The sequence below is a fragment of the Cytobacillus firmus DS1 genome (genome assembly GCF_000565285.1).
Classification (GTDB): Bacteria; Bacillota; Bacilli; order Bacillales; family Cytobacillaceae; genus Cytobacillus; species Cytobacillus firmus_A.
In genome coordinates this window covers 320,339-343,979 of sequence record NZ_APVL01000003.1, presented here as the reverse complement: position 1 = coordinate 343,979, position 23,641 = coordinate 320,339, and the positions used below count along the sequence as shown (strand labels likewise).

Sequence of the window (23,641 nt, the reverse complement as noted above, 5' to 3'; positions counted from 1 at the left end):
TTGACGTTTTGTTCGTTCAGTTTTCAAAGATCAATCCGCCGCTTTAGGCGACTTAATTAATATATCATTTCTGATAATCAATGTCAACAAGTTTTTTTCTCATCAATTTGATGTTATTTCTCTCTCGCTGACTTGAATTAGTATACCAGCTCTTATCTATTAATTGCAAGTACTTTTTAATAGAAACTTAATCTTTTTTTAAAGTAAAGGAATTAAATAAAAAAATGACCGCGGAATGCAGTCATTTTAATACTTCATCAATAAATAACTGGCGGTTTTTCTCTAAATGAATAATATCGCCGGTTTCTATGAGTTTCACAAGGGGCCTGGTGGGTGATTTATCTTCTATAAAAAGGATTTCAGCAGTCTGGCCATCAGAGAGCTTCACCAGGCTCCCTATGGAAAAAGTCATGATGCCGGAGCCCAGCGCCTGGATGGATGGAATATCAAATTTGCCGAAACTGTCCTGTATCAGCATTTCAAGCACTTTAAACGGAGATTGCTTCCTTCTGTAGAACCTTTGGGAAGTCATGGCATGAAATGCATCCGCTACAGCAATGATTCGTCCAGCCTGATTGATTTTGCTGCTTTGTTCTCCAAACGGGTAACCGCTGCCGTCCAGCCGCTCATGGTGCTGAATAATGCCGATCTTAGTGCTTTCTCTTAACAAAGAGATATTTTGAACCATTTTAAAGCTGAGGGTCGAATGCATTTTAATTTCTTCAAATTCTTTTGAGGTTAATGCAGTGCTTTTGTGTAGAATGGATGGATTTATTTTCGCCATACCGGCATCAGCCAGGCACCCTCCCAGGGCAAGCTGAACAACTTCTCCCTTATTTAAGTTCAGTTTGTTTCCTATAAAGGCGCTGATCATTCCCACAGCTACTGAATGCTGGTATAAATAATCTTCATTTGTAGAAAGATGATGCAGGGAAAAGATTCCGGAGGGGTTTTTCTCAATTTTTTCAATCAGCGGAATCATAATGTTTCTTATTTTTGCAATATCAACCGGAAGGCCTGATTGCCAGGATAAAAATTCCCTTTTGAAGTTTTGAACACCTTTTAGGAATGTACTAATATAGCTTGATTCAGTTACTTCTTCGGCTTCGTCCAGATTGCCGGCAGAAGCAATTGACTTTCCGCTGACCATGGTAGTTTCAACTTCTGCTTCATCAATCAGGAAAATTTTCATAATATCCAGGAGTTCCTTTGTAAGCACTGTTTTTTTGCTGATAATAGGGCGATTCGTCAAACTGAAAACATCTTCTGATAAGATACAGCCTTCTTTTAATTCCTGTATGGGTACACGCAATGTTTCCACACTCCAACTTTAGTGAGTCTTTTTTACCATTTTACATTATTTGGACAAAAAAAAGGAACACAAATCTGTGTTCCTAAAAATTTATTCCTCACTATTATCGCCAGTTACTTCTTCTTCTGGAAGCGAATCGGCATCTTCAAGAGGCTTTGTTAATTCTTCGTCATCTTTTTCCTCTTCTTTTTCAACTCTGGCTACAGTCGATACCGCTTCGCCTGCATCTTCATTTATGCGGATGAGTCTGACACCCTGCGTGTTTCTTCCCATGGTGGAAATATCACTGACTGCCATACGGATTAGTACGCCGCCTGTTGTAATAAGCATAACGTCTTCTTCCCCAGTGACAGCTTTCATGGAAACAAGGCTTCCGTTCTTATCAGTGATGTTGCATGTCTTGATTCCTTTACCGCCTCTGCCCTGTACACGGTATTCTTCGGCAGGAGTACGTTTCCCATAGCCGTTTTTGGTTACAATCAGGACTTGGCTGTCATCCTCAAGAACTTCCATGCCAACGACTTCATCACCATTGCTTAAGTTAATTCCCTTAACACCAGTAGCCGTTCTTCCCATCGAACGAACATCTTCTTCAGGGAATCGGATCAGCATGCCATGGCTGGTTCCAATAATGATCTCCTTGCTGCCATCTGTCAGACGCACTGAAATTAATTCATCATCTTCACGCAGATTTAAAGCAATTAAACCATTATTGCGGATATTGGCAAAGGATGATAATGGTGAACGCTTGGAAATCCCCTGTTTAGTGGTAAAGAACAGGAACCAATCATCGGCAAATTCTTCAACAGGAATTATCGCATTTACCCATTCATCTTTGTCCACACCAAGAAGGTTAATGATTGGAATTCCCTTCGCAGTACGGCTGAATTCAGGAATTTCGTATCCTTTAGCGCGATATACCTTTCCTTTGTTCGTAAAGAACAGGATGGTATCGTGTGTGGATGTGGTTATGAGGTGTTCCACAAAGTCATCCTCATTGGTTCCCATCCCCTGGATTCCCCGCCCACCGCGCTTTTGGGCACGGTAAGTCGAGACTGGAAGACGCTTGATGTATCCCTTATGAGTTAGCGTCAGAACAATATTCTCGCGCGGGATCAGGTCTTCGTCTTCAATATTTTCGATGCCGCCTGCTACTATTTCAGTCCGGCGTTTATCGTTGAATCTTTCCTTGATCTCAGTTAATTCTTCACGGATGATTTCCAGTACTTTTTCTTCATCAGCCAAAATAGCTTTTAATTCTGCAATAAGCGCTACAAGACTTGAATATTCGTCTTCAATCTTTTCACGCTCCAAGCCTGTCAGACGCTGCAGACGCATATCAAGAATAGCTTGAGCCTGCTTTTCGGAAAGATCAAATTTGGTCATTAATCCTTCGCGGGCAATATCTGTAGTCTGTGAGCTGCGGATCAGATTAATAACCTCATCAAGATGATCAAGTGCTATCCTTAAGCCTTCTAAAATATGTGCACGGGCTTCCGCTTTTCTTAACTCAAATTGTGTCCTCCGGCGAATAACAACCTTTTGATGTTCTAAATAGTATTCAAGGCACTGCTTTAAATTCAGAACCTTAGGCTGTCCATCCACCAATGCCAGAAGATTAATACCAAAGCTTGTTTGAAGGGCTGTTTGTTTATAGAGATTATTTAATAGTACACTTGCATTTGCGTCTCTTCTGACTTCAATAACAATACGCATTCCGTTACGGTCAGATTCATCACGCAGGTCGGTAATACCGTCAATTTTCTTATCTCTGACCAGTTCCGCAATTTTTTCTATCAGTTTTGCTTTGTTAACCTGATATGGAATTTCATGTACAATAATGACCTCTTTGCCATTAGCCTTTTCTTCAACCTCTACTTTAGCACGCAAAGTGATTGAACCGCGGCCGGTTTCATAGGCTTTTCGGATTCCGCTTCTTCCTAAAATCATTCCGGCAGTCGGAAAGTCCGGCCCAGGGATAATATCCATTAGTTCCGGAATGGTCATTTCAGGGTCTTTGCTTATGGCTAAAACCCCATCAATCACTTCTCCAAGCTGGTGGGGAGGAATATTAGTGGCCATCCCGACAGCGATTCCTGAAGTTCCATTGACCAGCAAATTAGGGAAACGGGCAGGCAGTACAGCCGGCTCCTTTTCTTCCCCATCATAGTTATCCTGATAATCAATGGTATCTTTATTGATATCCCGTAAAAGCTCCATTGAAATTTTGGACATACGTGCTTCTGTATAACGCATGGCAGCCGCAGAATCGCCATCCACTGAACCGAAGTTGCCATGTCCGTCAACCAGCATGTATCGATAGTTAAAGTCCTGCGCCATACGCACCATTGTTTCATAAACGGCAGAGTCACCGTGAGGATGATACTTACCAATTACATCTCCCACGATACGTGCTGACTTTTTATAAGGCTTATCTGAATGCATGCCGAGATCATGCATCGCATACAGAATACGGCGGTGCACCGGTTTTAATCCATCACGCACATCTGGAAGGGCACGTGAAACAATTACACTCATGGCGTAGTCCAGGAATGATGAACGCATTTCCTGGCTAATGTTAATTTCTTTTATTTGGGACCTTGGCGTATCAGCCATATAAAGAACCTCCCTTTTTAAGGGACTTGGTATTTACCCATAGCCTCTTAATTTGTAAAACATTTAGTAGATTATCGTTGTACTCAGAAAGTGACGCTTTCTTATGTAAAAGCAGGATAGTTATCCTATCCTGGCTTTTGATCATATATCTAAGTTTTTTACGTATTGGGCGTTTTCTTCAATAAAGTTTCGGCGTGGTTCCACTTTATCGCCCATTAATATTTCAAACGTTTCATCTGCTTCAATGGCATCTTCAAGACTTACCTGCAGCAGTGTTCTTGTTTCGGGATTCATCGTTGTCTCCCACAGCTGGCCTGGATTCATTTCACCAAGACCTTTATAGCGCTGAACATTGGGCTTAGGCTGGCTGGACAGGGTGCTCATTACTTCTTCAAGCTGGCGTTCATTATAGGCATATTCAATCTTTTTGCCCTGCTGTATTTTATACAGCGGAGGCTGCGCAATGTAAATATAGCCCGCTTCTAAAATTTGTCTCATATAACGGTAGAAGAAGGTTAATAATAATGTTCGGATATGGGCGCCATCCACATCGGCATCCGTCATGATCACAATCTTATGATATCTGGCTTTTGAAATATCAAAATCTTCGCCAATTCCTGTACCGGCTGCTGTAATCATAGCCCGTACTTCATTGTTTGATAGAATTCGATCCAAACGGGCTTTTTCAACATTAAGGATTTTCCCTCTTAACGGAAGGATTGCCTGGAAGTGACGGTCACGCCCCTGTTTGGCTGAGCCTCCGGCAGAGTCACCCTCAACAATGTAAAGTTCCGATATTGAGGCATCTTTAGATGAGCAATCGGCCAGCTTCCCCGGCAGGCTTGATACTTCCAAAGCACTCTTTCTTCTGGTCAGTTCACGGGCTTTCTTAGCTGCCAGTCTGGCACGTGCAGCCATTAAGCCCTTTTCGACAATTTTCTTGGCTACCGACGGATTTTCCAGGAGGAACTTCTCAAGAGCTTCCGCAAAAATCGTATCCGTTGCAGTACGCACCTCTGAGTTGCCAAGCTTTGTTTTAGTCTGTCCCTCAAACTGCGGGTCTGGATGCTTAACAGATACAATAGCCGTTAAACCTTCACGGACATCTTCCCCTGAAAGGTTTGCATCGCTTTCTTTAAATAAACCGCTTTTTCTGGCGTAATCATTAATGACTCTTGTTAAAGCGGTTTTAAACCCTGATTCATGCGTTCCGCCTTCATACGTATTAATGTTATTGGCAAAAGAATAAATATTGCTTGTGTAGCCATCATTATACTGAATGGAGACTTCAACTGTGATGCCCTCGCGTTCTCCCTCAATATAAATTGGCTCCTCATGGAGAACTTCTTTCGTTCTATTCAAATGTTCAACGTACGATTTAATACCGCCCTCGTACATATATTCATTTTTCTTATTTTCCTCACGCTTATCTTCAATCGTGATGGTTAATCCTCTATTCAGGAAGGCCAGCTCACGAATGCGGTTTGCAAGTGTTTCATAATCATATTCAAGCGTTTCAGTGAAGATTTCACCGTCCGGCTTAAAGTGGATGGTAGTTCCTGTGTGATCGGTTTCCCCAATCACTTCAAGATCAGCACTTGGAACGCCGCGCTCAAATTTCTGATAATGTTTCTTGCCGTCACGATGAACAAATACTTCCAGTTCAGTTGATAGCGCATTAACTACAGAAGCACCAACACCATGCAGACCTCCGGAAACCTTGTATCCGCCGCCTCCGAACTTACCGCCTGCATGAAGAACCGTCATAATGACTTCGACTGCCGGGCGCCCCATTTTTTCATGGATTCCGACTGGTATACCACGTCCATTATCCACTACCGTAATACTATTATCCTTTTCGATAATCACATTGATTTCAGAACAATAGCCTGCCAGTGCTTCATCTATACTATTATCGACTATTTCCCAAACAAGATGGTGAAGCCCTTTGGCACTTGTTGAACCGATATACATTCCCGGACGCTTCCGAACCGCTTCCAGACCTTCCAGTACCTGTATCTGATTCTCATCATAGGATTGTTCCTGCACTGCCTTTTGCTCCATTGCCACATCGGTCACCTGCACTTTCTATTTCACTAATCTATAAAAAAGCCTGGCATTTGGATGAGCCAAACTATAATTTTCACTGACTTGCCTCTTTCCGTAATGGATCCGGCCTGTCTTTAAAATTCATGAACACTTAGTTTATGGGATCGTTTTTTTAACGTGCCTGAGGATAGCGGAGAAAAATAGATCTTTTCTGTTGTGACGACCACAGATTTATAGGAACCCTTCGCAAGGTTCACAACTGATTCCTCCCGGCTCTCCTTATGCTCTTTTGCATACTCGGAAGCAAGGACTGTTTCTTTATCAATAATAGCGACAATATCCCTTGCCCGGACCAGCACATCTTCACCTATATGGATGTACATGCGATCACCTCACTGAATCTTCTTGATTCTCCCTGACTCCACACTGAACGCTGCTGCTTCTTTTAGTGTCTGGTGGTCTATCCCATCAACGCTTGTAGTAGTGACAAACGTCTGTACTTTTCCTTGAATGGTATTCAATAAATGGGATTGGCGATAATCGTCCAATTCCGAGAGGACGTCATCCAGCAGCAGAATCGGATATTCTCCAATCTCAGAATGGATCAGTTCGATTTCAGCAAGCTTAACCGAAAGAGCCGTCGTTCTTTGCTGGCCCTGTGAACCGAATGTCTGCACATCGCGCCCATTCACATGAAAAATCAGGTCATCCCGATGCGGCCCAAACATAGTGACGCCGCGGTCTATTTCCCTGTTTTTTACTTTTTCGAATTTATCCTTGTATACTTTAACCATTTTCGACAAATCTTGTTCTTCTGATACCTCAGCAGAAGGCTTGTACTCAATTTTCAAGGTCTCAAGCCCTCTTGAAATTCCTTCATGGATCGGCTGTGCCCAATTCTCGAGGAGTCTGAGGAACTCGTAACGTTTTGAAACAATCTTTGCAGCCATCTCAATGAATTGCTCTGTTAAAATCTCAAGCATGGTATGGTCGGTCTGCTTTTTGATCTGGAGCATTTTCAGATAGTGGTTGCGCTGCTGGAGGATTTTCTGATACTGGCTGATATCATGCAAATAGACAGGTGAAACCTGCCCAATCTCCATATCAATAAAACGACGCCTTACTTGAGGGCTCCCTTTCACAAGATGGAGATCTTCAGGCGCGAACATCACAACATTCATATTGCCGACATACTGGCTTAATTTCTGCTGCTCTATATGATTGCATTTGGCTTTTTTGCCTTTTTTGCTGATGACTAATTGCATGGGCAGGGATCCTTGCCTTTTTTGGACCCTTCCCTCTATTTTAGCATATTCCTGATCCCAGCGAATAAGATCTTTGTCATTTGATGTCCGATGGGACTTTGCCATTGCCAGCACATAGATCGATTCCATGACATTTGTCTTTCCCTGGGCGTTCTCTCCCAAAATTACATTCACTTTATTTTCGAAATTGACTTCAAGCTCTTCGTAATTCCGGTAATTTTTTAACAGCAACTGTTCTATATGCATAAACGCTACATCCTTTTAGGTTTTAAGCTTTAGAACAGCGGGCTAGACGATCGAAAATTCACCCACATCCGGAATTTCGATTTTATCCCCGGTTCTTAGCTTTCTTCCCCGTCTTTGATCCTGCTCGCCGTTGACGAAGACTTCGTATTCACTCAGGAACCATTTGGCCATTCCGCCTGTTTGAATCACATCAGCGGCTTTTAAAAATTGGCCCAGCGTAATATATTCTGTATCAATTTGAATTTCCGTCATATTTTCACTCTTTCCCATTGTCCGACTTCCAGTGCTGCAGTTTTTTCTGCACTTTGGCAAAACAATTTCAGAATGGTATCTAATATTCTATTTTACTAAATAAATCTCAGATACACAAAGAAAAGTCGCATGCAGCCTGTTATTTTCATTATTCCCCTGCTATTGGCCAATATTCCGGCGGCTTTTAAGCTAATGATATGTTTATTCTTTGGCTCTTTTCGTATAAATTGTTGTTTTTCGCTTATTAATGTTGTCCGTTGATTTCCGCTCCAGGATGCTCGCTTTCCGCGGGGCGTGCGCTGAGCCTCCTCGACGCTACGCGTCTGCGGGGTCTCACCTGTCCCGCTACTCCCGCAGGACTTTGAATAAGCTTCCTTGAGCAAACACCGCACGAAGAAAATGCGAATGCATTTTCAAGGATCTCGCACCTTCCGCTGCAATCAACTCAGTAAATTTAATACAAATAGCAATAAACTTCGCTTAAACAGCCTATTCTTTTAAAAGCTTTTTCTCATTAAACCTTGCCACCCTTGTTCATCTGCAATAAAAAAAGTAAGCCGCCGGCACAGCCGGCAGCTTTTTCTTAATAAGTTCTAACTGGCAGAATCAATTGCAGTATCGATTCATCGTTTAACGGTTTGATGATGAATGGTCTCATAGCTCCGGTGAAGCTGATTGTAATTTCAGAGCCTTCCAGCGCTTTTAGGGCATCCATCATGAATTTCGCGCTGAAGGAGATTTTTAATTCTTCGCCTTCTACGGATTTGCTCTGCACTTCTTCGACTACTTTTCCGACTTCCGGAGTGTTGGATGAAATTTCGATTACTCCGCCATCAATTGCAGAAAGCTTGACCACATTGTTTCGGCCTTCCTTTGCAAGTAAAGAGGCACGGTCAATAGCCTGCAGGAATTCTTTTGTATTGACGACCACATCTGTTTTGCTGTCTGAAGGGATCAGCCTGGATGTATCCGGGTAATTTCCTTCGAGCAGCCTTGAGAAGAACAGCAGATGCTCGGCTTTAAAGAGAACCTGGTTTTCAGTAATAACGATATCGATTAAATCATTGTTGTCATCCAGAATTTTGCTTAATTCACTTAAGCTTTTCCCAGGGATTACCACATTGTAGCTTTCGCTGGCAGTTGTTTCGATCTGCGCTTTTCTTAAAGCCAATCTGTGGCTATCTGTTGCAATACAGGTTAATGTCCCGTTTTCCACCTTCCAGTTTACACCTGTCAAGATAGGGCGTGTTTCTGAGGTGGACACTGCGAAAACAGTTTGGCGAACCATTGCTTTTAATAGGTCCGTAGGGATTTTAAACATTTTTTCTTCCTCAATCTGAGGCAAGTGCGGATATTCCTCAGCATCCAGGCCATTAAGATTGAATTCGGATTTACCTGAGCGGATGACTGTCTGCAAATGGTTTTCCACGCTTATTTCCACACTGTCAGTCGGAAGCTTTTTAACGATTTCACTGAAGAACTTAGCTTGGAGCACGATGGCACCAGGCTGTTTGATCTCGACAATTTCATTTCCGTCTTCTTCTTTAGGAATAAAAGATTCAATGGAAATATCAGAATCGCTTCCCGTTAAGGTAACCCCTTCTTCAGAAGCGACGATTTTAATTCCCGTTAAGATGGGAATAGTCGTTCTGCTTGTTACAGCTTTCATAACATCCTGGACGCTTTGGACCAACTGGTCGCGCTGGATTATAAATCTCATTTTTTAAATCCTCCAAGCATATTTTAATGGCGTATTGAATATATATATTTTTTATAAAAAAATAGTAGAAGTACTAGTAGGGCCTGTTAGTATGTGGATAACTGCATTTTTCGAAAGGAAACACAGCCTATCCACATGTGGACAGACTGTGCGTAAGTCAGGTCAAGTTATACACATTATACCTTGAGCATTTCATTGATTTCTTTCAGCTGCTTTTCAAATTGTGAGTCAGACTGAAGCATTTTTGAAATTTTTTCATGGGCATGAATGACGGTCGTATGGTCCCTTCCGCCAAATTCCTCCCCTATTTTAGGCAGAGAAAAGTCCGTTAATTCCCTGGACAGGTACATGGCAATCTGACGGGGAAATGCGACAGACTTTGTCCGTTTCTTCGCCTTAAAATCCTCAAGCTTTACATTAAAATGTTCCCCAACCACCCTTTGAATTTCATGGATGGTAATCACCTTTGGCTTGGAGCTTGGAATAATATCCTTTAATGCTTCTGCTGCAAGGTCGGCATTAATATCTTTATTTATTAAAGAGGAGTAAGCCACTACACGAATCAGAGCACCCTCAAGCTCACGGATGTTGGAGTCAATCTGATTGGCAATGTAAAGCATAACCTCATTAGGAATATCAAGTCCCTCCGCTTTGGCCTTTTTACGCAGTATGGCAATACGCGTTTCAAGGTCTGGAGGCGTAATATCAGTAATTAGTCCCCATTCAAATCTGGAGCGGAGACGGTCTTCCAGTGTCGGTATTTCTTTTGGAGGACGGTCACTTGAGATAATGATCTGCTTGCTTTCTTCATGCAATGTATTAAAAGTATGGAAAAATTCCTCCTGCGTCTGTTCTTTTCCAGCCAAAAACTGAATATCATCGATAAGAAGAACATCCACATTTCGATATTTATCGCGGAAATCGCCCGCTTTGTTATCCCGGATCGAGTTAATGAATTCGTTCGTAAATTTCTCGGAAGATAAGTATACGACTTTAGCTGATGGATTATGATCTAATACATAATGGCCGATTGCGTGCATAAGGTGAGTTTTTCCGAGTCCGACTCCCCCGTAAATAAATAAAGGATTATATGCCTTCGCCGGTGCCTCTGCTACAGCAAGTGAAGCTGCATGGGCGAAGCGGTTTCCGGATCCGATGACAAACGTGTCGAATGTATACTTTGGGTTCAGCATCGTTAAAGGCAGTTCCTGATGTTCTTCCTCAGGCTTTTTCTTTTTTGGCGGAAGAGGAAGATCGACTTCTTCTTCACTCTGATTTTGCGGAATGATGAATTTCACTCCTAATTCTTCACCGGTAATGTCATAAAGAATTCCGGAGATCAGCTGGGAATAACGCTCTTCAAGCCAGTCACGGGCAAACTCATTCGGGGCCTTAACGACTAAAGTGTCTCCCTGCAGAGAATGCGCCTTTGTCGATTTCAGCCATGTATCAAAACTGGGCTTGCTGATTTTTTTCTCGATATTGGCCAGAGCATTATTCCAAAGATCCGCAATGTTTTCCAATGATATCCCTCCTTTTCCATCTAAATTTGATATTTACATTACATTCAAGCTCCGGTGCCTTTCGGAGGACACCCCTGCTTTTTCTTTGTTTCGCGCCACAAAAACGATAGGTTATACACGCTGTATAACCCTGAAATTTATAAATATACGAAACTGTTTATGTGGAAAATCATATAATAAGGAAGTAAAGTGGAATTTCGACAGTATCCACTGTCTGTGGACAAACTTTTACAAGCCCCTTGGATAACCTGTCCACATGTTATCCACAATCTGTGGATAATGAAGATATGCACAATGATTTATTAAGTGTGAAAACACAATTATGATAACAGATAATGCTTTGGACTGCAATGCTTTTTAAACCCTTATCCACAACATGCCCATCCCTGTTCATAAAAATTGTCCACAGCCTCTGGTTGTGTGAAAAACCTGTCAATATGTGATGTGGATAATAAAAAACTTGTCGAAAATTTATCCACAGGTCATTTCTGGGGGGATTCTATTCAAATGGACTTGGAATATCAAAGGGAACGAATGCTGCATTTGAGTGGCGGATTGCCTGGCTGCCGGAAAAATTTGCAGTCTTAAATAAATGCTTTTACAATGAATGAATGAGAAAAACGTGGAAAAATGAAATTTTAGGATGACATTCAGACGAAAAGAAGGTAAACTTTCTGAGTGGGTTCTTTCAGATTTGCAAAAAGAGAAAGAGCAGCAAATAAATTTCTTTATATTGTCGTAAGTTGTTTTTTTATTAAATCTCAACTGCTGAGTTGATTGGAGCGGTGGCTCCCGTTCCTTCCCGCGGAAAGCAAGTGCCCGCAGCGGAAATCAACGGACTACCTTTAAGAAAAACAATTATGATGAAAGAACCGTATCTAATTCTTTGCCATTGAAGGCAGATTGACTTATATGCATAGTTGACAATTTTCTAGTTACATCTATATAATTAGAAAGACTGTCTTTAACAGCAATTCCTCAGGGAGGTGTCATATATGAAAAGAACTTATCAGCCAAACAAGCGTAAAAGAAGCAAGGTTCATGGTTTCCGCAGCCGCATGAGCTCTCCGAACGGACGTAACGTTCTAGCTCGCCGCCGCCGCAAAGGAAGAAAAGTATTATCTGCTTAGGCCACTGAAACGTCAGTGGTCTTTTTTTCCATGTAAAGATAAATTAATTAAAGTTAGATAACTGTCTAGCTCCAGCGCCAGCCCCCTCAAGATGCAGGGGGTGACCAGTGCGCTTGCGCTTTTCGAAATAGGTGATGACATGAAAAAAGAGTTCCGTGTAAAAAAGAATAAAGAATTTCAAGAGGCCTTTAAAAAGGGAAAGTCATTCGCCAACCGCCAATTTGTCGTTTACATCTTGAGAAAAGAGGAGCAGAACCATTTTCGCATCGGGCTTTCTGTCAGCAAAAAAATCGGCAATGCCGTTATGAGGAACCAGATCAAAAGGTATATCCGCCAGGCATTTTTAGAACTGGAGGAAGAAATTAAGCCGCAATATGATCTGATCGTCATTGCGAGGAAACCGGTGGCAGAAATGGATTTTCATGAAGTGAAAAAGAGTCTGATCCATGTATTAAAGGTTTCGCGGGTTTTGAATAAACCTGGACTTGGAAATACTAAAAAACAATAATCGTTATCTATCTTTATTATGAAGCACTTCATTTTAAAAGATGTTAAAATAAGATACATATGAGCGTGTCCCTCTGGCCGGGGGATGAGCAAATGAAATCCATACTATTATCAGGAGCAATTAAGGAGGAAAAAACGGTTGAAGAAACGAATATTCCTATTAATCGGTTTAGTGTTTGTGATGGCCCTTTTATCGGGCTGTACAGAAATCAACCAGCCGATTACGTCTGAAAGCAAAGGCTTTTGGAACGAGTATATTGTCTACCCGCTTTCGCTGTTTATTATTAAGGTAGCGGAATTTGCAGGCGGCAGCTATGGACTATCGATCATCATTGTGACGATCATTATCCGTCTGGTTATCCTGCCATTAATGATTAAACAAACGAGAAGTTCAAAAGCGATGCAGGCGATTCAGCCAGAAATGCAGAAGCTTCGTGAAAAATACAGCTCGAAAGACCAGAAAACACAGCAGAAGCTGCAGCAGGAAACAATGGCTTTATTCCAAAAGCACGGCGTTAATCCGCTTGCAGGATGTTTCCCGTTAGTGATTCAAATGCCGATCCTGATCGGTTTCTACCATGCGATTACACGTACGCGCGAAATTGCAAACCATAATTTCCTTTGGTTTGACCTTGGTTCTCCGGATCCAATTTACCTATTGCCTTTAATTGCAGGTGTGACAACATTCATTCAGCAGAAAATGATGATGGCCGGCACTCAGCACACAGGGCAAATGGCTGCACAAATGAAAATGATGCTTTATCTAATGCCGATTATGATCGTTGTTTTCGCCATTAACTTCCCGGCAGCTCTTTCTTTATACTGGGTAGTGGGTAATATCTTCATGATCATTCAAACGTATTTCATTAAAGGTCCGGACCTGAAAGCTGCAGCGGCCGGAAATGCAGGAGGAGCCAAAAAGTGAAACAAGTAACTGCTACAGGACAGACCGTCAAGGAAGCAGTAGAGTCAGCTTTAGCTCAATTAAACACAACAGAAGACCGCTTAGAGATTACTATTGTTGATGAAGGTAAAAAAGGCGTTTTCGGGATTTTCGGATCCCGGCCGGCCGTGGTGAATGCTGTGAAAAAGCCTGATCCGATTGAGGAAGCGGAAAAATTCCTTAAAGACGTCAGCGCAAAAATGGGCGTGCCCATCGAAATTGAAACATTACGGGAAGGAAAAAATGTTCAATTTATCTTATCCGGTGAAAAGATCGCTCTTTTAATCGGAAAAAGAGGGCAGACGCTCAATTCCCTCCAGTATTTGACACAGCTGGTCATCAACCGCTTTGCCGAGCAGTACTTAAATGTGGTGGTCGATGCAGAGGATTACCGGAAAAGACGCCAGGATACCCTGATTCAACTGGCTGAAAGGCTTGCTCAAAAAGCTTTGAAGACGGGAAAAGAAATTGCGCTGGAACCAATGCCTTCCTATGAACGCAAAGTGATTCATACCGCTCTCGTAAACAATAAGCGAATCAAGACATACTCTGATGGCAATGACCCGCACCGCCATATCGTCATTGCACCAGCCAGAACCAGATAACCGGAAAAGCGGAAGCGCCAGTTATCGATGTTCAAATTAAAATCCCAATCCATTCCGGATTGGGATTTTTTTGTCGTTCTTTGTCAAAGCCCCGCAAATTATTAAATCTCAATTGGTTTTATTGTTATTCACATGTGGATAAGTTAAAATAGAGCATATTAATTATGAGACGTGTGGATAATTTTTTCGCTGGCTGATGGAAAGCGGGATGTGGATAAGTTATGGCTGAATTTGGACAAGCTGGCAATGCGGGCTGATATGCTTTTCTAAAAAAAAGCCTTGTGATATTCTATTAATTTGGGGAATCGAAAGCAGGATTCATTTTTTATATAGATGGAAGTAAGAACGAAAAGAGAGGTGAATGAATTGGAATTGGATACAATCGCTGCAATATCTACTCCAATGGGAGAAGGAGCCATTGCCATTGTCCGCCTGAGCGGTGATCAGGCATTTGACATTGCGGACCTTCTTTTCAGAGGGGTAGGAGGCAAGCGGCTGAAGAATGTGGCGTCCCATACCATTCATTATGGACATATTGTTGACCCGAAAACTGAACAGATTGCTGAAGAAGTAATGGTTTCAGCCATGAAGGGACCGAAAACATTTACGAAGGAAGATGTCATCGAAATCAACTGCCATGGCGGACTGGTTTCCGTGAATCGCGTGCTGCAGCTTTTGCTGAATAATGGTGCTAGGCTTGCTGAGCCGGGTGAATTTACAAAGCGCGCCTTCCTGAACGGACGGATTGATTTATCACAGGCAGAAGCGGTCATGGATCTGATTCGCGCCAAGACAGACCGGGCTATGAACGTGGCACTTGGCCAGATGGAAGGAAGGCTGTCAAAGCTTATTCAGAAGCTTCGGCAGGAAATTCTTGAGATCCTGGCTCACGTGGAAGTCAATATCGACTATCCCGAATACGATGATGTCGAGGAAATGACCCATCATATGCTGATGGAGAAGGCTACTTATGTAAAAAAAGAAATCGAAAAGCTCCTTCAAACCTCACAGCAGGGGAAAATACTGCGTGAAGGACTTTCCACGGTCATTGTCGGAAGGCCAAACGTTGGGAAATCTTCCTTATTGAATAGCCTTGTTCACGAAAATAAAGCGATTGTGACTGATATACCGGGCACTACCCGGGATGTTATTGAAGAATATGTGAATGTCAGAGGAGTGCCGCTCCGTCTGGTGGATACAGCCGGCATTCGCGAAACGGAAGATATCGTAGAACGCATCGGTGTCGAAAAATCGAGGCAGGTATTAAAGGAAGCAGATTTAATTTTGCTTGTGCTCAATTACTCGGATGAATTGACGTCTGAGGACGAAAATATATTTAAAGCGGTCGAAGGCATGGATGTCATTGTGATTGTCAATAAAACCGACCTTGATCAAAAAATCGACATGAATCGCGTCCGCGAGCTTTCGAAGCATCATAAACTGGTTACAACCTCTTTATTGGAGGACCAGGGTGTCGACGATCTTGAGGAAGCCATTGCTTCTTTATTCTTTGCAGGCTCCATCGAAGCCGGGGATATGACGTATGTCTCCAATACCCGCCATATTGCCCTATTGAATCAGGCGCAAAATGCCATTGATGAAGCGATGCAGGGTGTTGAGATGGGAACGCCAATTGATATTGTGCAGATTGATTTGACAAGAACATGGGAGCTGCTAGGTGAAATTATTGGCGACAGCGTCCATGAAAGCCTGATCGACCAGTTATTCTCGCAGTTTTGTTTAGGAAAATAGATGATTTAAGCAGGCTGTGTCAGCTGACGCAGCGAAAATAGATTTTTAACTTTTGCAATCGGCCGGTTCAGCCTCTGATGAGCCTGGGTCTGTGCTTGCCTGATTGCAGCAAAGGAGGCCGCATCATGACATATGAAGCTGGAAGTTATGATGTCATAGTAGTCGGAGCCGGACACGCGGGTGTGGAAGCAGGCCTTGCTTCGGCCCGCCTCGGTGCAAAGACATTAATGATCACAATCAACCTGGATATGGTAGCCTTTATGCCCTGTAACCCTTCAGTCGGGGGACCTGCAAAAGGTATCGTCGTAAGGGAAATCGATGCCCTTGGCGGAGAAATGGGCAAGAATATTGATAAAACGCATATTCAGATGCGTATGCTGAACACAGGAAAAGGCCCAGCCGTACGTGCATTAAGAGCACAGGCCGATAAGTTCACATATCAGCATGAAATGAAAAAAACACTGGAAAATGAACGGAACCTGACGCTTATTCAGGGAATGGTTGAACGTCTGATTGTTGAAGATGGAGAATGCAGGGGCGTTGTCACCCAGACAGGCGCCGTGTATCATTCAAAAGCGGTCGTCATTACGACCGGAACCTTCTTAAGAGGAGAAATAATCCTTGGTGAATTGAAGTACTCAAGCGGCCCTAATAATCAGCAGCCATCCATTAAGCTCTCAGAGCATCTGCAGGAGCTTGGCTTTGATCTGGTCCGTTTTAAAACTGGAACGCCGCCGCGCGTCAACAGCCATACCATTGATTACAGCAAAACGGAAATCCAGCCTGGCGATGATGTACCCAGAGCTTTTTCCTATGAAACGACCAAGTATATTACAGACCAGCTCCCTTGCTGGCTGACATACACCAATGAAGAAACGCATACTTTGATCGACAATAATCTTCATCGCTCGCCAATGTACTCCGGCATGATCAAAGGAACTGGCCCGCGCTATTGCCCGTCCATTGAAGATAAGGTTGTCCGCTTTAACGATAAGCCGCGCCATCAGATTTTCCTTGAGCCTGAAGGCCGAAATACTCAGGAAGTATATGTGCAGGGGCTTTCAACAAGCTTGCCTGAGGATGTGCAGCAGAAGATTCTCAGAACGATCCCTGGACTTGAAAAGGTACAGATGATGCGTGCCGGCTATGCAATTGAATATGATTCCATCGTCCCAACGCAATTATGGCCGACACTGGAAACCAAAAAGGTGAAAAATCTCTACACGGCCGGCCAGATTAACGGGACATCCGGCTATGAAGAAGCTGCCGGCCAGGGATTAATGGCAGGCATGAATGCCGGATTGAAATCGCTTGATAAGGAAGAAGTAATTTTAAGCCGTTCAGATGCCTATATTGGCGTCCTGATTGATGACCTTGTAACCAAAGGCACGAACGAGCCTTACCGTCTACTGACTTCAAGAGCGGAATACCGTCTGCTGCTTCGCCATGATAATGCGGACCTGCGTTTAACAGAGATTGGCCGCAAAGTCGGTCTGATCAGTGAAGAACGCTATGAAAAATTCCAGCTGAAAAAGCAGGCAATAGAAGACGAGAAAGCACGTCTGCAAGGCATCATCATCAAGCCGTCTTCTGACGTGCAGGAGCTGATCAAAAGCCAGGGCGGAAGCGAGTTGAAAGACGGCATCCGCGCCTCAGATCTGCTGAAGCGTCCGGAAATGACATATGAGCATATCGGGCAGCTCGCTCCGGCTGAAACTGCGCTTGATCCCGATGTAACCGAGCAGGTGGAAATCCAGATCAAGTATGAAGGCTATATTGAAAAGTCCCTTCAGCAGGTGGAGCGGCTGAAGAAGATGGAGAACAAGAAGATCCCTGAAAACATCGATTATGATGATATTAACGGATTGGCTTCCGAAGCAAGACAAAAGCTGAAGGAAGTAAGGCCGCTATCTCTCGCACAGGCTTCGAGAATTTCCGGAGTTAATCCTGCAGATATCTCCATTTTGCTTGTTTATTTAGAGCAGGGGAGAATTGCACGAGTTTCAGCTGAGTAAAGAGGAAAATCCGATTATGTCTGAGAACGGAAAGGATTACTAAATGAATACCGAACAATTTACTGAAATGCTGGCGGCGAAGGGGATTGCCCTTTCGCCACAGCAATTGCAGCAATATGACACCTACTATTCCACACTGGTGGAATGGAATGAAAAAATGAATTTAACAGCCATTACGGAAAAGGAAGATGTGTATCTAAAGCACTTCTATGACTCCATTAGCGCTGCTTTTTACTTTGACTTCAGCCAGCCGCTAAAGGTCTGTGATGTCGGTGCGGGGGCAGGATTCCCGAGCATACCGATTAAAATTGCTTTTCCGGGTTTACATATTACGATCGTTGACTCGCTTAATAAACGCATCGGTTTTCTGGAGCATCTGGCGAAGAAGCTGGGGCTTGAGAATGTCCGCTTTATCCATGACCGTGCGGAAACCTTTGGCCAGAACAAGGAATACCGTGAGTCTTTTGATGTGGTGACAGCAAGAGCTGTTGCCAGATTATCCGTTTTAAGCGAGCTGTGTCTGCCTCTGGCTAAAACAGGAGGCACATTTGTGGCCATGAAGGGCGCCAGTGCAAAGGAAGAACTGGATGCCGGTAAAAAGGCCGTCTCGGTGCTGGGCGGTGAACTTGTGGATTCCCACACGTTCACGCTGCCTGAGGAAGAAAGTGAGCGCAATATTTTAATCATAAAAAAAGAAAAGAGCACTCCTAAAAAGTACCCGCGAAAGCCGGGGACACCCAATAAAACACCAATTGAATAGGGTGCGCAATTTGCCATTGTATGACATAATGGTGTAAACGTTTCGATTTTTCCAGATATTTATCGCAGTCTAACGGGCAGTAAGACTCCCCTTTGTGAGAAACAGTGGAATCGAAGCAAGATTAGCGGGAGACCAACTGCCCGTAAAGGCCCGAAAGAAGGACAAAGACTAAGAACGCCACGTCCTGTGGCAACGTCTTTGTGACCCACTTCCTGTGGGCCTCAACTAACAATCAGTGGGGGATAATGCCTCCCCAATGATTGAAGTTTCACTTTATATTGCTCCTGTCCGGCAGGATTTGTCATGATGATAGAGAATATGTTATAGGGAGTTTCGTAAAGGTGGTGCAGGGTGATGAAGCATTCTTTCTCACGCTTTTTTGGCCTAGGCGAAAAGGGAGAACAAGTTACAGCGGAAAAACCAGCAGAAGAACAGCTGGATATTGTTGAAGACTTAAGCGACAGAGAAGAAGTTAAGAAAATTCCTATTGATCAAATCGTCCCCAACCGTTTCCAGCCAAGAACGGTGTTTGATGATGAAAAAATAGAAGAGCTTTCCCGGACTATCCATACGCATGGAATCATCCAGCCAATCGTCGTACGGGAATTTGAAGATGGCCAGTTTGAAATCATAGCAGGTGAACGCAGATACCGGGCCATGAAAAAACTGGGCTGGGAAGAAGCTCCTGCTATTGTCAAAAATCTTAGCGATACCGAAACGGCTTCAGTTGCTTTAATTGAAAATCTTCAAAGGGAAGAATTGTCACCGATTGAAGAAGCTGTTGCCTACGGAAAACTTTTAGAACTGCATAGCCTGACACAGGAAGCATTGGCACAGCGCCTTGGAAAAGGCCAGTCAACCGTTGCCAACAAGCTTCGTCTGCTGAAATTGCCGCAGCCTGTCCAGGATGCACTGTTAAACAAATCAATCACAGAGCGGCATGCCCGTTCGCTCATCCCGCTGAAAGACCCGGAGAAGCAGGTCGCCCTGCTTCAGGAGATTGTGGAAAAGAATCTCAATGTGAAGCAGACGGAAGACCGGGTTGTCAAAATTCTCGAACAGAAAAATCCAAAGCCAAAGCCGAAACGAAAGGCTTTCAGCAAGGATATGAGAATTGCGGTCAACACGATCAGGCAATCTTTATCCATGGTTTCTGACAGCGGCATTAATCTTGATTCTGAAGAAGAAGAATTTGATGAATTTTATCAAATCACGATCAAGATTCCTAAAAAGAAATAATTTTTTTACGCGAAATATAAAGCGGGGGCTCCCTGTTTTATATTTCGCGTTTTTTTTTGATGGACGATAAAAAGACTATTAGAATCTTCTTATTTTTTACAAAAAAATTATTCTGCCCTGTTTTTCGTGATAAAATAGACTACGTGATTTAACGATACAAATTAATTCGCAGATAGATAGATTGGATTACTGATAGATGAAAGCAGGTGACACTGTGGGCAAGATTTTAGCCATTGCGAACCAGAAAGGCGGAGTCGGCAAAACGACCACTTCCGTCAATCTTGGTGCATGCCTGGCATACATAGGCAAGAAAGTGCTGCTGGTCGACATTGATCCGCAGGGTAACGCAACCAGCGGAATCGGCATTGAAAAAGCGGATGTCGATCATTGCATCTATGACGTCCTCGTGGATGATGTGGAAGCATCAAAGGTCATAAAACCCACTTCTGTAGAAAATTTATACGCCATTCCGGCAACCATTCAGCTGGCAGGCGCAGAAATTGAACTGGTGCCGACAATCTCACGGGAAGTAAGATTAAAAAGGGCTCTTGAGGAAGTAAAAGAAAATTTTGATTATGTGATTATCGACTGCCCTCCTTCCCTCGGATTACTGACGATAAATTCGCTGACCGCTTCGGATGCCGTAATCATACCCGTGCAGTGCGAGTACTATGCGCTGGAGGGTCTGAGTCAGCTTCTGAATACAGTCCGCCTTGTGCAGAAGCATCTGAACCATGATCTGAAAATCGAAGGCGTTCTGCTGACGATGCTTGATGCCCGTACCAATCTCGGCATTCAGGTCATTGAAGAAGTGAAAAAGTATTTTCAGGATAAAGTCTATAAAACAATCATCCCCCGCAATGTGCGGCTGGGAGAGGCTCCGAGCCATGGAGAACCTATCATTACTTATGATCCGAAGTCACGCGGAGCTGAAGTATATTTAGAACTGGCAAAGGAAGTGGTTTCAAATGGCTAAAGGTTTAGGAAAAGGTCTGAATGCTTTTTTCAATAATGCTGAAACCGAAAGTGAAGAAACCGTGCAGGAAGTCAAAATAAAAGACATCCGCCCAAACCCTTATCAGCCGCGCAAGGTGTTTGAAAAGGAAGCCATCGAGGAGCTGAAACAATCCATCCTTGAACATGGAATCCTGCAGCCGATCATCGTGCGCAAAAGCATCAAGGGCTTTGAGATTGTAGTCGGGGAGCGCCGCTACCGGGCAGCAAAAGAAGCCAACTTGGAGAAAGTTCCTGTTGTAGTAAGAGAACTGACTGAACAGCAGATGATGGAGCTCGCTGTTCTTGAGAATCTGCAGCGTGAAGACTTAACGCCGATTGAAGAAGCGGCTGCATATCAGTTGCTGATGGAGAAGCTCAAGGTGACACAGGAGGAATTGGCCAAGCGCCTGGGAAAAAGCAGGCCGCATATTGCCAATCATATTCGCCTGCTATCCCTTCCTCCGAAAATTCAAGGACTGATTTCAGACGGAAAAATTTCCATGGGACACGGAAGAGCGCTATTGGGGCTGCGAAAAAAAGAGAAACTGCAGGCGCTTGTTGAAAAAACAGTTAAAGACGGCTTAAATGTCCGTCAGCTTGAACAGCTGATTCAGCAGCTGAACGATGTTTCACGTGAAACGAAAAAGCCGGCAGTGTCTAAGGATATTTTCATTAAGGAACGCGAATCCTCCCTCAGGGAACGGTTCGGAACCACCGTCCATATTAAACAGTCCAAAAACAAAGGGAAAATTGAGATTGAATTTTTCTCAAAAGAAGATTTGGAACGCATTATGGAGCTTTTAGAAACCCAGTCGTAAGCCATCTTAATGATGGTTTATTTTTTTACAGTATAAAAAAAGATTGTAGGCTAAGACCTTTCATGGTAATTTTAATAGAAAATAATTCGCATTGCGAAATAATAAGGTGAAGAGTATGTTTCTGCTAGGTACGCTTGTGAATGGATTATTGATTATTATTGGAACACTGCTGGGGAAATTGCTCCATCGCATTCCGGAAAACATGAAGGGCACAGTCATGCATGCGATTGGCCTTGCTGTCATGGTGCTCGGCCTGCAAATGGGCTTTAAAAGCGAGAATTTCCTCGTGGTGATTTTGAGCCTTGTGTTCGGAACGGTGATTGGAGAGTACTTTGCTCTTGAAGATAAGCTGAACAAGCTTGGCGATTGGCTCGAAAGCAAAATTGGCTCGAAAGGCCAGGGCAGCATTTCGCAGGGCTTTGTAACGGCTACACTCATCTTTGTCATTGGCGCTATGGCGATCATCGGCGCGCTCGACAGCGGCATCAGGGGTGACCACTCGGTGCTTTATACCAAATCGATTATTGACGGCTTCACCTCCCTCATCTTAACGACTACATTAGGGATCGGTGTGCTCTTTTCAGCTTTTCCGGTCATGCTGTATGAAGGACTTATTGCCCTTTTTGCGACCCAAATCGACCGGTTTGTCCCCCAGCTTCTGATGGACAGCTTTATCAAGGAAATGACCGCAACAGGCGGAATCATGATCTTTGCAATTGGTCTGAATTTGACAGGCATTACGAAGATCAGGGTGGCGAACCTGCTTCCGGGAATTGTGGTTACGGGAGTTATTGTATCGGTTATTTATTTTTATGGAATTTATTTTTAGGTGAATTGATGTGCATCGCAGGCACGGGAGTTGGTGTGCTTGCGGTGCATTGTTTTTGCTGCCCGTAAATTGCTGGGAGTGGCGCATAAACTGGCTGATACAGCGCGAAACCCCAGTAAATCAGCGCAATCTCACTCCCCTCCCCCGTCCAACAAAAAAAGCCGCATGCTCCCCTGCGGCTTTCCTGCTCAATTAAGGTGTTTGTTCACGGTTCAGTTCCCACTTAAACGCACGCCATGCCGGCGCTGTCTGGTGGGTCAGGCTGGCTTCATAGATGCCGCCCGCGATGGTTTTGGCCATTTTAAGGACGAGATTGAGCCTTGTGTTCTGAAGGACGAAGAATTCCATGAATCCGCTGACATTGACGATGCCGGTGATGTGCATATCCCCTACTTCCGGCAGATCTTTATTGACTCCGGCGCCCGGTTTGACCGGGCCTTCTCCAATTTGGATGACTCCGACGCTTTTCAGGCGTCCCAGACAGGCGTCGATCCCGACAATGAAGGGATTGAAATGCTTCTTTTTGATTTCGTTCAATTTTTCCTCCAGATTAACGGCATGGATCGGGTCCTCCAATGTTCCGTATACATGGAAAGATGAAATGGATTTTTCCTCAAGGAGTGTACCGACCAGCGGACCTAATGAATCACCTGTAGAGCGGTCTGTGCCAATGCAGACAAAAACGATGGGACGGCAGCCAATGCCCGCAGGCAGAATATTCTTCAGTTCAGCAGCCAATTTTTCTGCAGAGTTTGTTTCTTCATGCGAGATTCTGGCAGAAGCCCCGCCTTTTTTGTCAAACAAGTTTGGTTTGAAGTTCATATAGGTCCACTCCCTCTTTAATCCTTGCCATGCCCGAAAAACAAGTATTTATGCATTTTTAACAGTATACGGAATTTTTGTGTAATCTATACATACCTGTATTATTTAATCGTTAAACAATCGGTTTTTTCACTGTTAAGCCAAGAGAAAAATTGATAAAATAATTTTGTTTTACAGAGGGATTCGCACTGAAGGGCAAGATGCAGTATAATTTCATACAAGTTAAAGATGATGGTGCTGTA

At 43.6% G+C, this 23,641-nt stretch carries 20 protein-coding genes; 11 read left to right on the top strand and 9 right to left on the bottom strand.

Annotated elements, in window-relative coordinates:
* Positions 1–241: 241 nt before the first annotated feature.
* The 8 genes from PBF_RS06120 to dnaA form a co-directional block, all read right to left on the bottom strand.
* Complete coding sequence (locus tag PBF_RS06120; RefSeq protein ID WP_235192205.1) at positions 242–1,321, bottom strand: HD-GYP domain-containing protein; 1,080 nt, start codon at positions 1,319–1,321, stop codon at positions 242–244.
* Positions 1,322–1,402: 81 nt separating this feature from the next.
* Complete coding sequence (gene gyrA, locus PBF_RS06115; protein ID WP_035328341.1) at positions 1,403–3,928, bottom strand: DNA gyrase subunit A; 2,526 nt, start codon at positions 3,926–3,928, stop codon at positions 1,403–1,405.
* A 141-nt stretch (positions 3,929–4,069) separates the two neighbouring features.
* Positions 4,070–5,992, bottom strand: coding sequence for a DNA topoisomerase (ATP-hydrolyzing) subunit B (gene gyrB, locus PBF_RS06110; protein WP_035328339.1), 1,923 nt, complete (start codon positions 5,990–5,992; stop codon positions 4,070–4,072).
* Between the two features lie 119 nt (positions 5,993–6,111).
* The gene (gene remB / locus PBF_RS06105; RefSeq protein WP_035328336.1) at positions 6,112–6,360 is read right to left on the bottom strand and encodes an extracellular matrix regulator RemB; all 249 of its coding nucleotides are present in this window, start codon (positions 6,358–6,360) and stop codon (positions 6,112–6,114) included.
* Between the two features lie 9 nt (positions 6,361–6,369).
* Positions 6,370–7,488 (bottom strand): DNA replication/repair protein RecF, encoded by a 1,119-nt coding sequence (gene recF / locus PBF_RS06100; RefSeq protein WP_035328334.1) that lies wholly within the window; start codon positions 7,486–7,488, stop codon positions 6,370–6,372.
* A gap of 42 nt (positions 7,489–7,530) precedes the next feature.
* Positions 7,531–7,758 carry a S4 domain-containing protein YaaA gene (gene yaaA / locus PBF_RS06095; protein WP_430515281.1) on the bottom strand — a complete coding sequence of 76 codons (228 nt, stop codon included), beginning with the start codon at positions 7,756–7,758 and terminating at the stop codon, positions 7,531–7,533.
* Between the two features lie 565 nt (positions 7,759–8,323).
* Positions 8,324–9,460, bottom strand: a complete 1,137-nt coding sequence (gene dnaN / locus PBF_RS06090) for a DNA polymerase III subunit beta (RefSeq protein WP_035328331.1) — start codon at positions 9,458–9,460, stop codon at positions 8,324–8,326.
* A gap of 176 nt (positions 9,461–9,636) precedes the next feature.
* The gene (gene dnaA, locus PBF_RS06085; protein WP_035328328.1) at positions 9,637–10,983 is read right to left on the bottom strand and encodes a chromosomal replication initiator protein DnaA; all 1,347 of its coding nucleotides are present in this window, start codon (positions 10,981–10,983) and stop codon (positions 9,637–9,639) included.
* Positions 10,984–11,978: 995 nt separating this feature from the next.
* Here dnaA and rpmH point away from each other — a divergent pair.
* The 11 genes from rpmH to PBF_RS06030 all read left to right on the top strand — a co-directional run bounded on the left by rpmH (position 11,979) and on the right by PBF_RS06030 (position 22,577).
* Positions 11,979–12,113 carry a 50S ribosomal protein L34 gene (gene rpmH / locus PBF_RS06080; RefSeq protein WP_019382473.1) on the top strand — a complete coding sequence of 45 codons (135 nt, stop codon included), beginning with the start codon at positions 11,979–11,981 and terminating at the stop codon, positions 12,111–12,113.
* 139 nt (positions 12,114–12,252) lie between these two features.
* A complete protein-coding gene (gene rnpA, locus PBF_RS06075; RefSeq protein WP_035328322.1) occupies positions 12,253–12,621 on the top strand; it encodes a ribonuclease P protein component in 369 nt (122 codons plus the stop codon).
* 138 nt (positions 12,622–12,759) lie between these two features.
* Positions 12,760–13,545, top strand: coding sequence for a YidC family membrane integrase SpoIIIJ (gene spoIIIJ / locus PBF_RS06070; RefSeq protein ID WP_035328319.1), 786 nt, complete (start codon positions 12,760–12,762; stop codon positions 13,543–13,545).
* The gene (jag, locus tag PBF_RS06065) at positions 13,542–14,168 is read left to right on the top strand and encodes an RNA-binding cell elongation regulator Jag/EloR (RefSeq protein WP_035328317.1); all 627 of its coding nucleotides are present in this window, start codon (positions 13,542–13,544) and stop codon (positions 14,166–14,168) included. Before spoIIIJ ends, jag begins: the two co-directional genes overlap by 4 nt.
* Before the next feature lie 366 nt (positions 14,169–14,534).
* Complete coding sequence (gene mnmE / locus PBF_RS06060; protein ID WP_035328417.1) at positions 14,535–15,920, top strand: tRNA uridine-5-carboxymethylaminomethyl(34) synthesis GTPase MnmE; 1,386 nt, start codon at positions 14,535–14,537, stop codon at positions 15,918–15,920.
* A gap of 125 nt (positions 15,921–16,045) precedes the next feature.
* Entirely contained in the window at positions 16,046–17,935 is a 1,890-nt protein-coding gene (gene mnmG / locus PBF_RS06055; RefSeq protein WP_035328314.1) for a tRNA uridine-5-carboxymethylaminomethyl(34) synthesis enzyme MnmG, read from the top strand.
* A gap of 43 nt (positions 17,936–17,978) precedes the next feature.
* Positions 17,979–18,695 carry a 16S rRNA (guanine(527)-N(7))-methyltransferase RsmG gene (gene rsmG, locus PBF_RS06050; RefSeq protein ID WP_035328311.1) on the top strand — a complete coding sequence of 239 codons (717 nt, stop codon included), beginning with the start codon at positions 17,979–17,981 and terminating at the stop codon, positions 18,693–18,695.
* 354 nt (positions 18,696–19,049) lie between these two features.
* Positions 19,050–19,934, top strand: a complete 885-nt coding sequence (gene noc / locus PBF_RS06045) for a nucleoid occlusion protein (RefSeq protein ID WP_035328309.1) — start codon at positions 19,050–19,052, stop codon at positions 19,932–19,934.
* Between the two features lie 214 nt (positions 19,935–20,148).
* Complete coding sequence (locus PBF_RS06040) at positions 20,149–20,910, top strand: ParA family protein (RefSeq protein WP_035328306.1); 762 nt, start codon at positions 20,149–20,151, stop codon at positions 20,908–20,910.
* A complete protein-coding gene (locus PBF_RS06035; protein WP_035328304.1) occupies positions 20,903–21,748 on the top strand; it encodes a ParB/RepB/Spo0J family partition protein in 846 nt (281 codons plus the stop codon). The genes PBF_RS06040 and PBF_RS06035 overlap by 8 nt, the downstream gene beginning before the upstream one ends.
* A 115-nt stretch (positions 21,749–21,863) precedes the next feature.
* The gene (locus tag PBF_RS06030) at positions 21,864–22,577 is read left to right on the top strand and encodes a DUF554 domain-containing protein (RefSeq protein ID WP_035328302.1); all 714 of its coding nucleotides are present in this window, start codon (positions 21,864–21,866) and stop codon (positions 22,575–22,577) included.
* Positions 22,578–22,769: 192 nt separating this feature from the next.
* On the opposite strand, the gene yyaC is transcribed toward PBF_RS06030, so the two are convergent.
* Positions 22,770–23,399 (bottom strand): spore protease YyaC, encoded by a 630-nt coding sequence (gene yyaC, locus PBF_RS06025; protein ID WP_035328300.1) that lies wholly within the window; start codon positions 23,397–23,399, stop codon positions 22,770–22,772.
* Positions 23,400–23,641 lie beyond the last annotated feature (242 nt).

Coding starts and splice junctions, on each gene's coding strand:
- gyrA (WP_035328341.1), bottom strand. CDS start 3,928: ATGGCTGATACGCCAAGGTCCCAAATAAAAGAAATTAACATTAGCCAG.
- gyrB (WP_035328339.1), bottom strand. CDS start 5,992: ATGGAGCAAAAGGCAGTGCAGGAACAATCCTATGATGAGAATCAGATA.
- remB (WP_035328336.1), bottom strand. CDS start 6,360: ATGTACATCCATATAGGTGAAGATGTGCTGGTCCGGGCAAGGGATATT.
- recF (WP_035328334.1), bottom strand. CDS start 7,488: ATGCATATAGAACAGTTGCTGTTAAAAAATTACCGGAATTACGAAGAG.
- yaaA (WP_430515281.1), bottom strand. CDS start 7,758: ATGGGAAAGAGTGAAAATATGACGGAAATTCAAATTGATACAGAATAT.
- dnaN (WP_035328331.1), bottom strand. CDS start 9,460: ATGAGATTTATAATCCAGCGCGACCAGTTGGTCCAAAGCGTCCAGGAT.
- rpmH (WP_019382473.1), top strand. CDS start 11,979: ATGAAAAGAACTTATCAGCCAAACAAGCGTAAAAGAAGCAAGGTTCAT.
- rnpA (WP_035328322.1), top strand. CDS start 12,253: ATGAAAAAAGAGTTCCGTGTAAAAAAGAATAAAGAATTTCAAGAGGCC.
- mnmG (WP_035328314.1), top strand. CDS start 16,046: ATGACATATGAAGCTGGAAGTTATGATGTCATAGTAGTCGGAGCCGGA.
- rsmG (WP_035328311.1), top strand. CDS start 17,979: ATGAATACCGAACAATTTACTGAAATGCTGGCGGCGAAGGGGATTGCC.
- noc (WP_035328309.1), top strand. CDS start 19,050: ATGAAGCATTCTTTCTCACGCTTTTTTGGCCTAGGCGAAAAGGGAGAA.
- PBF_RS06035 (WP_035328304.1), top strand. CDS start 20,903: ATGGCTAAAGGTTTAGGAAAAGGTCTGAATGCTTTTTTCAATAATGCT.
- PBF_RS06030 (WP_035328302.1), top strand. CDS start 21,864: ATGTTTCTGCTAGGTACGCTTGTGAATGGATTATTGATTATTATTGGA.
- yyaC (WP_035328300.1), bottom strand. CDS start 23,399: ATGAACTTCAAACCAAACTTGTTTGACAAAAAAGGCGGGGCTTCTGCC.